This is a genomic window from Nitrospirota bacterium, assembly GCA_040756155.1.
In the GTDB taxonomy this organism is placed as follows: domain Bacteria; phylum Nitrospirota; class Thermodesulfovibrionia; order JACRGW01; family JBFLZU01; genus JBFLZU01.
Genome location: JBFLZU010000074.1, coordinates 1 through 11,181, shown reverse-complemented (window position 1 = coordinate 11,181; position 11,181 = coordinate 1). Strand labels below are relative to the sequence as shown.

Genomic DNA, 11,181 nt, shown 5'->3' with positions numbered 1-11,181 from the left:
TGTAATGACAGATGTAATAATTCTGAAGGAAATCAAAGTGAGGAACTGAGATCACGCGAAGCAATCCCGTCCTGACCTCATGCTCTACAGTGCACCATGGAAGAATCGAGAATCCCATGCCAGATTGTACGAAGGATTTGATCGCCTCGGTGTTGTTCAATTCTATCCTCGGCGTCAATTTGATATCACGCTCTTTAATCCATTGCTCGTAGGTCTCACGAATGTCTGATCCTCTTTCCCGCTGCACAAAAGGGAGTGCCTCAAGCTCCTTCCAACTAACCACCTTTTTATTGATTTCTAACTCTTGCCCAGCAACTACTCTAAGCTTGTCCTGATAAATAGGATGAAGGATGATTAAAGGGTCTCTAGGGTTCGTTCCGATAAACCCGAAATTCGCTTCGCCATGTTTCACGGCGTTGAGGATATGTTCCGTATTGTCCATGAACATCTCGATTCTGAGGTCAGGATAGATATTGTAAAAAGGTTTGATTAACTTTGGCAAAATATAGATGCCGAGGGTCAGGTTTGCCGCTATCTTTAAAGTGCCTTTTACCTGTTTTTCTTTTTCATGAATGGATTCTATTGATTCATTATAAAGGCCCATGATCCGATAAGCGTAATCCAATAGGTGCTTGCCGTCTTCAGTTAATATGAGTCTTTTGTTGCCTCTTTCGAAAAGTTTAATACCGTAATGCTGCTCGAGGGCTTTAATCTGCTTCGATACCGCCGGTTGTGTCAGATAGATTTCTTCGCCTGCCTTGTAAATACTCTGGAGTCTTGTGACGACAATAAATGTTTTAAACAGGTCAATGTTCATAATATCTATTGATAAATATCTTACTATTACTTACTTCGAATGTCAAGCAACCCTTAAACTTAGGACGTAGTAGCATTTTTTCTCCTTCGTGTAGTATAATCAACTTTGATGATAAAGAAATCTCTACATTCATTAACAGGAAAACTTGTGCTAACGATTGGGACTCTCTTCGTGGGGATGAGTCTTCTCTTATGGTGCCCTTTTATTATGTATAGAGAGAAGGAGTTCATGGATAATGTCTTAAAGTATGGAGGTTCGTTTGTTGCATCAGTGAAGAAGTCGATTCACTACGGTATGCTCACCTATAACAGAGAATTGATACAGAATACGATTGAATCTTTAGGTTCTGCCGAGGGTATTACAGGTATCAGGCTATTAGACTCGGATGGTAAGATTGCTTACTCATCTGTCAAAACTGAGATCGGAAATACTATTGGAGAGAATTCGATTGCATTCGATATCTTGAGACTGAACATGGAGGGGAAAAAGGAAGAAATAGCCAGGAAAAAACAATGGACGATAAAAGAACATAAGGATGGATCAATGACATTAGAATTCGTGGAGCCAATATATAACATGTATTCCTGCTACACAGCATCATGCCATGTCCACTCAAAGAAACAGGATATACTCGGTGTGATGGAAACACGATTTTCCCTTTCACCCATAAAAACATCTATCAGGAAACAGAGCTATACTATAGCTGGCTTCGGGGTAATTTTTGTCTCTGCTATATCTGTTGTTCTCTGTCTCGTCCTTTACCGTTTTATTACTAAACCAGTATCTCTTTTAGCCGAGGGGATGGAAAAGGTTGCCTCTGGAGATCTTGATCATACCGTTAATATAAATACAAAGGATGAGATAGGAATGCTTGGAGCAGCATTTAACTTGATGACAAGGGAATTAAAGGCATCAAGAAAAAAATTAGAGGAGTGGACTAAAACGCTTGAGGAAGAAGTCGCCAAAAAGACAGAAGAATACAGGAGGGCACAGAATCAGTTAATTCACACAGAAAAACTGGCATCGCTCGGCAGAATGGCAGCAGGTGTTGCACATGAACTTAATAGTCCCCTTACTGGAATCGTTACCTTCTCCCACCTTATGTTAAAGAGAATCCCACCTGAAAATAAACAGGACAGAGAGGATGTTGAGATTATCATTGAACAGACTGAGAGATGTTCAAAGATTATAAAAGGACTCCTGAGTTTTTCCAGAGCAACACCCTCTGAGAAAGGTCTGATAAATATTAATATGATTCTGGACAACACTCTCTCTATTGTGCGAGGTCAGGCAAAATTCCACAATGTGAAACTCGTTATACATATGGATGATACACTTCCATACATTAAAGGTGACCCTTCCCACCTCCAGCAGGTCTTTATGAATATGATTATTAATGCTGCTGATGCTATGGATGATAGAGGAACACTTACTATTGCAACACGAAAGGTCACATCAGATGGAAGGTCGTTTGTTTCGATCGAATTTACTGACACAGGGCATGGAATTTCAGAAGAACATCTCGGCAATCTCTTTGAGCCCTTCTTCACCACAAAACCTGTCGGGAAAGGGACAGGGCTTGGCCTCGCAGTGAGTTATGGGATTGTAAAACATCATGGCGGAGAGATAATGGTTAAAAGTATGGTAGGCAAAGGAACAAGCTTCTTTATCAGATTTCCTGTAGCGGAATAACAGTATGCTATAGTTTATTGTAATATTCAGTTTTCATTAGAAGGGAGTTCGCTATGGATAAACAGAGAATTCTTGTTATAGATGATGAAGCGATAGTAAGGCTTAGTTGTGAGAGGACATTGATTCCTGAAGGCTATGAGGTAGAGACAGTCCCAAGTGGTGAAGAAGGACTGAAATGCCTTGAGGATGGTATATTTGACATTGTCCTGACCGATCTCAAGATGCCAGATATGGATGGTATTGAGATTCTCCAGAAGATCAAAGAAGGGTGGCCTAATACTGAGGTTATTATAATAACTGGGTTTGGAACGGTAGGCACAGCGGTTCAGGCAATTAAACTTGGTGCATTTGACTACATCGAGAAGCCATTTACACCTGATGAACTCCTCAGTGTCGTTAAAAGGGCGCTCGAAAAGAGGCTGGCGTGAACGATAACAAATGGCTGTCAAGGATACACTTGAAGGAAGTTTTCATTTAGTTGGAGGGGATTTTATAAGGGCTGGTGAGGCATCGTCTCAGTTGAAGTCTACCCTTATTGAACTCGGGCTGGACGAGAATACTGTTAAGAGGACAACAATAGCAACCTTTGAGGCAGAGATGAATGTTATAATATATGCAGTGGCTGGAATAATGCGTTATTATATTACGCCTGAGCACCTCAGGATAGTCGTAGAGGATATGGGACCTGGTATTGAAAACATTGAACTGGCAATGCAGGAGGGATACTCAACAGCCCCGGACTGGGTCAGGGAGATGGGGTGGGGTGCTGGTATGGGGCTTCCCAATATGAAGAAGAATTCAGATGCATTCAGGATAGAATCAGTTGTTGGAGAGGGGACGACTGTTGAAATGATTATAAACCTCAAAAAAGCACAAAAGGATATCATAAATGAAACTTTTTGAGATTGTCGAGAAGTTGTCTTTAGAGGTAAAATCCTCAGGGAGAAACCTTCAAAGAGAAGTAACAGGAGGTTATGTAAGTGATCTCCTCTCGGATGTTATAGCAAACAGCAAGGAGGGTGATATCTGGATAACTCTTCAGACCCATCCAAATACCATCGCTGTTGCGAGTTTAAAAAATCTATCAGGTGTTATCATTGTCAATGGAAGACAGCCTGAGGAAGAAACCTTAAAAAAGGCAGAGGCTGAAGGTATTACGATTATGGTGAGCAGGCTCCCGACCTTTGAGATTGCAGGAAGACTTTACCATCTCCTTAAATGATGCTTGTTCCCAGCGATAAGAAATGTCAAGGTTTAAATGATAAACCAACAATACCAAAATGTTTAAATTCCAAATCTCAAGCATCAATAGCCAAATAAATTCCAATCGCCAAGCACCAAATTACAAACAAAAGAGATGTTTTGGTTATTGAAATTTCGGTCATTGAGATTTATTTGTAATTTGGGATTTGGAATTTAGAATTTCATCTAATGCTAAAACAATTCAGAGCCGACTTACATATACACTCATGTCTCTCTCCCTGTGCTGACCTCAACATGACGCCTTCCCGAATAGTCATAGAAGCCACTTCAAAGGAATTGAGTATTATTGGTATCTGCGACCATAATTCTGCCGAGAATCTCTCAGTTACAAAAAAGGTTGCCAGAGAGAAAGACATACATCTCATTGCTGGAATGGAGGTAACATCTTCAGAGGAGGTGCATATCCTGGCACTCTTTGACAGAATAGAGAATGTCATGGCTTTGCAGGAGATAGTTTATGCAAATCTATCAGATGGGGAAAACGATGAAGAGGCATCTGGCTATCAGGTAGTGGTAAATGAAAATGATGAAATATTAAACTTTAATAAGAGATTGCTGATAGGTGCAACCAGTCTCTCAGTTCAAAACATTGTGGATGTCATTCGTTCATTAGAAGGACTTGCTATTGCAAGCCATATAGACAGAGAGGTGTTTGGTATAATCTCTCAATTAGGTTTTATACCTGACAACCTTAAATTGGATGCATTGGAAATATCTCCAAGGATTGATAAAGATAAAGCTTTATCGCTGTTCAAAGATTACAGCCATATCCCATGGGTATCTTTCTCCGATGCCCACTTTCTGAGAGATATTGGTAGAAGGACAACGAGTTTTTTTATCGAAGAGCCTGTTGTTGCAGAGATAGTATCAGCCCTGAAGGGTATTGATGGAAGAAGGATTGAATGGGGGGAGTGATGGAAGACCTGTCTTTACATATACTGGATATTGTAGAAAACTCCATAGAAGCAGGTGCAGACAGAATCGAGGTAATCGTCACCGAAGATATACAGAGGGACACACTTATAATAGAGATAAAGGATAATGGTAGAGGAATAGATAATAAGACATTAAAGAAAGTATTTGATCCATTCTTTACAACCCGAAAGACCCGTAGAGTAGGACTGGGACTATCTCTGATTGCTCAAGCAGCGAAGGAAAGTGGTGGAGATATTGCAATAAAATCAAAAAAGGCTAAAGGAACAACCCTCACCGTAACATTTCAGTATAGTCATATAGACAGAAAACCACTCGGAAATATGGTAGAGACATTGATAGTACTTATCGCAGCAAATCCAGAGATAGACTTTCTTTATAAACATGTAAGAGATAATAATAGTTATATCTTTGATACCAGAAAGATAAAGAGAGAGCTAAGAGGAATCCCGATAAATACACCAGACACACTTATATCGATCAGAATGGAAATTGAAGAAGGATTAAAGTCGCTCGGCTAATTCGTTAAATCTGTCATTTATTTTGCTGTATATTTTCTGTAAAATATATTAAGATTTTACCCTATCAAGAAAGGAGGGCTATATGGAAAAGAGAAAGATACTCGTTTTGGACGATGATCCTGTCGTTTGTTTGAGCTGTAAAAGGATACTCGGAGCAGAAGGCTACACCATCTCAACTGTAGAAAAAGGAGAAGATGCATTAAAGAGATTATCTAAAGAGGAGTTTGACCTCCTGATTTCTGATATAAGGCTACCTGATATAAATGGATTGGTTGTACTTAAAGAGGCAAGGGTCATTCAGCCGAATACAGATGTAGTCATAATCACAGGCTATCCCACCCTTGAGGACGCTAAGGAATCGATCAGGCTTGGTGCATTTGAGTATATCGAGAAACCCTTTACACCTGAGTTTATGATTAATGTTGCGAGGAAGGTCTTTGATAAGCGGGGCTGGATATTAAGGAAGGCATTCATTGATGAGTTCAGAGATTATGTAGTTCAACTGAGAGACAAGGATAATCCTGTCATATTTTACAAAGAAGGCACGTGGGCAAGACCCCTGAAAGGGATTACATGGGAGATAGGGTTTGACCTCAGATACTGGCTTCTGTCTGGTAATCTCATGTATGTTGATTTCCTGAGGGACAAAGATACACTTGTGGCTGGAGAACCCTTTGCACGGCTTCTCACAAGTACAGGGGATATTTACGAGCTCATCTCTCCCATATCTGGAATAGTTAAAGAGATAAACACACAGGCAAATAATGTTATGTGTTCACTCGTTAAAGAACACCTTGGAGAAGGATGGCTACTATGGCTTACAAGGATTGATGTTACAGAGATGAAATAACGAGATATCTATAAACTAAAGTCTCATCCTGCGAAACTAGGGGGAACTGTTCTCAACATAACCGAGGAGGTAAAGAGATGGAAGGTAATATTCTTGTCGTTGACGACGAACCTATAGTAATTAAAAGCTGTGAGCGTATCCTTAAACCAGAAGGCTACAGCATAGAAGGGGCATTGAGTGGGAAGGAGGCTATGAGTTTGCTTGAGAAGAATAACTATGACCTTGTCGTCACAGATCTGAAGATGCCAGAGATTGATGGTATAGACCTTATCAGGTGGATAAGAGATTCCAAACCAGAAACAGCTGTTGTGGTTATTACAGGTTATCCATCTCAGGAAACCATTAAAGATGCTCTTAGTCTAGGGATTATAGACTACCTGCCAAAACCTTTTTCGCCAGCAATCTTGGTAGATGTAACTGCAAAGGCACTGGCATGGAAAAAAACAGGGGTTTATGTTGAGAAGGCACCATCAGAAGAGGATATATCTGACAAGTCTGAAGATATCAATAGAATCATCAGAGAGAATCGGAACAAACCTGGAAGCCTTATACCTGTGCTACAGCAGGCACAGGAGATAGTCGGCTATCTTCCACCATCTGTTCAGCGGGCTCTTGCCCGTGGATTGAATCTCCCTGTCAGTGAAGTCCATAGTGTGGTCTCATTTTATTCGTTTTTTACAATGAAACCAAAGGGAAAGCATAATATAAGGGTATGCCTCGGGACAGCATGCTATGTAAAGAGAGCAGAGGAAATACTCAGAAAGATTAAAGAGGAATTAAAGATTGATGTTGGTGAGATTAGCAGAGATAGAAAATTTTCCCTTGAAAGCGTTAGATGTCTCGGTGCATGTGGACTTGCTCCAGTTGTGATGGTGGATCATAATACGCACGGATCTTTAGATACTGCAAAGGTAAAGGGAGTACTCAAAGAATATGCATAGAGAGGTGTATAGAAATGCAGAGACTTAAGATAGAAGACTTACAGAAAATAAAAGAGGAATATAAAGCTACTTCTTCATTGAGAACTGGTGGCTACAGAGCCAGAGTTACTGTGCATATGGGGACCTGTGGTATAGCTGCTGGTGCAAGAAATATAATGAGCGCCTTATTAGATGAGATATCAAAAAGTGGTGTAACCGATATCGCAGTTACAACATCAGGATGTGCTGGGTTATGCAGTCGTGAACCAATGGCAACAGTCGAAATAATTAATAGCGCACCTGTAAAGTATAGCGACCTGACAGAAGATAAGATAAGGAAGATCTTTAAGGAACATCTTCTGGGGGGTAATATAGTGGAGGAATACGCATTGGTTATAGGGAGTGAAACGACGTATTAAAAAGTGACAGTGAATAGTGTGAGTGTCAGTTAACTGAAAACAGACACTGAACACTGACACTAATAAATGAGGAGAAAAGGAATGGAGAAATATCGTGCTAATTTAATGCTTTGTGCAGGAACCGGATGTGTAGCCTGCAACTCCTTGAAAATAAGAGAAGTATTGGTAGAAGAGATCAAAAGACGGGGGTTACATGAAGAGATAAAAGTGGTTCTCACAGGTTGTAATGGTTTTTGTGCTCAGGGTCCTGTGATATCAGTTTATCCCGAAGGGATTTTTTATCAGAAAATAACAGTTGATGATGTTCCTTACCTTGTAGAGGAACACCTATTGAAAGGGCGTCCCGTTGAGAGATTGATGTACAGAGAACCAGAAAAGAAGGTCGCAGTCCCTGTAATGAAGGATATTCCATTCTTTAGCCTTCAGGTTCTACGGGTTCTCAGAAATAAAGGACTGATAGACCCAGAAAGGATTGAGGAATATATTGCGAGAGATGGATATTTTGCAGCAGCAAAGGCATTGACCCAGATGACGCCAGAAGAGATAATCAAGATGGTGAAAGATTCAGGATTGAGGGGAAGAGGGGGAGCAGGTTTTCCAACTGGATTAAAGTGGGAGTTCTGTTCAAAGGTTAGATCAGATGTGAAATATATCCTCTGTAATGGTGATGAAGGTGACCCTGGTGCATTCATGGACAGGAGTGTAATGGAAGCAGATCCACATTCCGTCCTTGAAGGAATGATCATTGGTGCAAAGGCGATAGATGCAACACAGGGCTATATCTATGTAAGAGCAGAGTATCCATTAGCTGTAAAACGGTTGAGTATAGCCATCGAACAGGCACGAGAGTATGGTCTACTCGGCAAAGACATACTCAGAACAGGTTTTAATTTTGATATTGAGATATACCAGGGAGCTGGTGCATTTGTATGCGGTGAAGAGACAGCGCTTATGCGATCTATAGAAGGTAAACGGGGAATGCCAAGACCAAGGCCACCTTTTCCTGTTCATAAAGGACTCTGGGAAAAGCCGAGTGTCCTGAACAATGTGGAGACATTCGCCAATATACCACCAATAATCTTAAATGGAGCAGAATGGTACAGGAGTCTTGGCACAGAAAAGTCCACAGGCACAAAGGTATTTGCCCTCACAGGGGCTATAAACAATATAGGATTAATAGAGGTCCCGATGGGGGTTCCCATTAGAACTATAATCTATGATATCGGAGGTGGTATAACGAAAGGTCGCAAATTCAAAGCCGTACAGATAGGAGGACCATCAGGTGGATGCATACCCGAATCACTCATTGACACATCTGTGGACTATGAGTCAATTACTGCAACAGGTGCGATCATGGGTTCTGGTGGCATGGTGGTTATGGATGACTTAAACTGTATGGTAAATGTAGCTAAATTCTTCCTTGAATTTACAACAGATGAATCCTGTGGAAAGTGCCCCCCATGCAGAATAGGCACGAAGGTAATGTTAGATAAACTCGTAGATATTACAGAAGGCAGGGGTAATGAAGGAGACATCGAGCTTCTTCAGGAGCTCTCACAGGATGTTATTGATACCTCTCTCTGTGGTCTCGGGCAGACTGCACCAAATCCTGTTCTAACTACCATAAAATATTTCAGGGATGAGTATGAATCACATATAAAAGAAAAATGGTGTAAGGCAGGGGTCTGCGGGAGTTTAGTGACCTTTTATATAGATGAGGCAGCATGCAAGGGCTGTGGTCTATGTTTAAAGGCATGTCCTCAAAGTGCAATTACAGGGGAGAAGAAACAGCCTCATAGAATCGATCAGGAACTTTGCATCAAGTGTCGCTCATGCTATGAGGTCTGTCCCACAAAGTTTAATGCAGTGAAAATAGGTCCAGCAGATATGTTAGTGAAAAGTGAAAAGTGATAAGTGATAAGTTTGGAGGAGTTTAGATGATAGAACTTATAATAAACGATAGAAAGGTTGTTGTAGAGGAAGGGACAACCATCCTTGAGGCAGCCCTTAAGCATGGCATTGATATACCATACCTCTGCTATGACAGGAGACTCAAACCCTACGGAGCATGCAGGCTCTGCATAGTGGAAGTAGAAGGGCAGAGGAAACTTCTTGCATCCTGCTCAACACCTGCTGAGGCAGGCATGGTCGTGAAAACAGATACGCCAAGGCTGCAGAAGGCAAGGAGAACTATCCTTGAACTCCTTTTAATACATCACCCACTGGACTGCCCGATATGCGATAAAGCAGGTGAATGTAAACTTCAGGACATGGCATTTAAATATGGACCATCTGAGAGTCGCTTCAAGGGAGAAAGGAAACATGAACTTGCCGATACAGGTAGTCCCCTCGTCGAAAGGGATCCAAATAGATGCATACTCTGCGGAAAGTGCGTGAGAGTCTGTTATGAAGTTCAAGGGGTAGGTGCTATTAACCTTATAGGTCGTGGTTTTAAAGCCAAGGTAAGTCCTGCCTTTGAAGAGACCCTTGACTGCGAATTCTGTGGGCAGTGCATAGATGCATGTCCTGTTGGGGCTCTCGGACGTAAACCCTTTAAATACAGGGCTCGGGCATGGTTTCTCGAAGAGCATGATAACATCTGCCCTTACTGTGGTGTTGGCTGTACCATTACTCTTGACATAAGAGAAGACAGAATATTAAGGGCAAGAGGGATAGAAGGAAAGGGTATTAACCAAGGTGATTTATGCGGGAAAGGGAGGTTTGGCTTTGACTTTATATATGCTGAAAACCGATTAAAGACACCTCTGATTAGAAAAAATGGTGAACTGAGAAAAGTGTCATGGGAGGAGGCACTTTACTATACAGGAGTGAAGCTTCAGTCTATTATAAAAACCTATGGGTCTGACTCTATAGGGGCGATTGGCTCACCGAGATGCACAGTCGAAGACAACTATATGTTACAGAAATTTATGAGAAAAACTATAGGAAGCAGCCACATAGACTCATCGGCGCGATTTGGCTATGCCAAGATTCAGAAGTCAATAGAACTGGCATTCGGACTAAATTCCCTTCCCATTCGACTCGATTCACCGATAGGGAAAGAATCCATACTGATAATTGAGTCAGATATCACATCTACTCTTCCTGTCTGGGGATTGAGATTTCTTAAAGCTAAAAAAGAAGGTTCAAATCTCATAGTAGCAGACCCAAGAGAAACAAAACTCACAAGACATAGCAGTCAGTGGCTGAGGATTAAACCAGGTACAGGTGTAGCAATCCTTAATGGGATAATGAAGGTAATCATCGATGAAAACCTTTACGACAGAGAAAGGGCATCATCCATATCAGGTTTTTACTCATTATTGGAAATGCTAAAGGATTATACCCCTGAGTCTGTCTCAAAGATTACAGGGGTGAAAGAAGATGATTTTCTTAATGCAGCTAAAAAGTTTGCTCTGGCTAAAAGCAGGCTTATCGCCCTTACCATTGGGACATCTGAAAACACAAAAGGCTTAAATACCGCCCTTGCTGCAGCCAATCTCTCAATACTCACAGGTGATGGACCTTCTGCTCTTCAGATGCCAGCGGAATACTCTAACACCTATGGTTTATGGCAGGTGCTGACACCAAATATCAGAACCTTAGAGCTGAAGAGCAGAAGTGCTGAAGATGAAACATCCATTACAAAAACTTCAGAACTTCAGGACCTCAGATCTATAGAAGGGATGCCTGGGAAAGATATATTCGAGATGTTATATAAAAAAGACTCTCTGAAAGCCCTTTATATCATGGGAGAAGACCCTGT

12 protein-coding genes are annotated in these 11,181 nt (G+C 41.2%); 11 read left to right on the top strand and 1 reads right to left on the bottom strand.

Annotation, left to right across the window (positions count from 1 at the left end; genetic code table 11):
- Window positions 1-817 (bottom strand): LysR family transcriptional regulator (locus AB1488_07455; GenBank protein MEW6409933.1); only part of this gene is annotated, 817 nt, incomplete at its 3' end.
- Between the two features lie 207 nt (window positions 818-1,024).
- Between AB1488_07455 and AB1488_07450 the strand changes: the two genes are divergently transcribed.
- The 11 genes from AB1488_07450 to AB1488_07400 all read left to right on the top strand — a co-directional run.
- Window positions 1,025-2,509: an ATP-binding protein gene (locus AB1488_07450; protein ID MEW6409932.1), complete on the top strand. Its 1,485-nt coding sequence runs from the start codon at window positions 1,025-1,027 to the stop codon at window positions 2,507-2,509.
- Between the two features lie 53 nt (window positions 2,510-2,562).
- Window positions 2,563-2,937, top strand: a complete 375-nt coding sequence (locus tag AB1488_07445) for a response regulator (GenBank protein ID MEW6409931.1) — start codon at window positions 2,563-2,565, stop codon at window positions 2,935-2,937.
- 10 nt (window positions 2,938-2,947) lie between these two features.
- On the top strand, window positions 2,948-3,412 hold the full coding sequence (locus AB1488_07440) for an ATP-binding protein (GenBank protein MEW6409930.1): 465 nt from the start codon (window positions 2,948-2,950) through the stop codon (window positions 3,410-3,412).
- A complete protein-coding gene (locus tag AB1488_07435; protein MEW6409929.1) occupies window positions 3,399-3,731 on the top strand; it encodes a DRTGG domain-containing protein in 333 nt (110 codons plus the stop codon). The genes AB1488_07440 and AB1488_07435 overlap by 14 nt, the downstream gene beginning before the upstream one ends.
- 209 nt (window positions 3,732-3,940) lie before the next feature.
- Complete coding sequence (locus tag AB1488_07430; protein ID MEW6409928.1) at window positions 3,941-4,687, top strand: PHP domain-containing protein; 747 nt, start codon at window positions 3,941-3,943, stop codon at window positions 4,685-4,687.
- Complete coding sequence (locus AB1488_07425) at window positions 4,687-5,226, top strand: ATP-binding protein (protein ID MEW6409927.1); 540 nt, start codon at window positions 4,687-4,689, stop codon at window positions 5,224-5,226. The genes AB1488_07430 and AB1488_07425 overlap by 1 nt, the downstream gene beginning before the upstream one ends.
- Before the next feature lie 82 nt (window positions 5,227-5,308).
- A complete protein-coding gene (locus AB1488_07420) occupies window positions 5,309-6,076 on the top strand; it encodes a response regulator (GenBank protein MEW6409926.1) in 768 nt (255 codons plus the stop codon).
- A 77-nt stretch (window positions 6,077-6,153) separates the two neighbouring features.
- Entirely contained in the window at window positions 6,154-7,017 is an 864-nt protein-coding gene (locus tag AB1488_07415) for an NAD(P)H-dependent oxidoreductase subunit E (protein MEW6409925.1), read from the top strand.
- Window positions 7,018-7,031: 14 nt separating this feature from the next.
- The gene (locus tag AB1488_07410) at window positions 7,032-7,415 is read left to right on the top strand and encodes a (2Fe-2S) ferredoxin domain-containing protein (protein ID MEW6409924.1); all 384 of its coding nucleotides are present in this window, start codon (window positions 7,032-7,034) and stop codon (window positions 7,413-7,415) included.
- Window positions 7,416-7,496: 81 nt separating this feature from the next.
- The gene (locus AB1488_07405; protein ID MEW6409923.1) at window positions 7,497-9,326 is read left to right on the top strand and encodes an NADH-quinone oxidoreductase subunit NuoF; all 1,830 of its coding nucleotides are present in this window, start codon (window positions 7,497-7,499) and stop codon (window positions 9,324-9,326) included.
- A 26-nt stretch (window positions 9,327-9,352) separates the two neighbouring features.
- Window positions 9,353-11,181, top strand: a 1,829-nt coding sequence (locus tag AB1488_07400; protein MEW6409922.1) for a molybdopterin-dependent oxidoreductase, incomplete at its 3' end; no start/stop codon positions are given.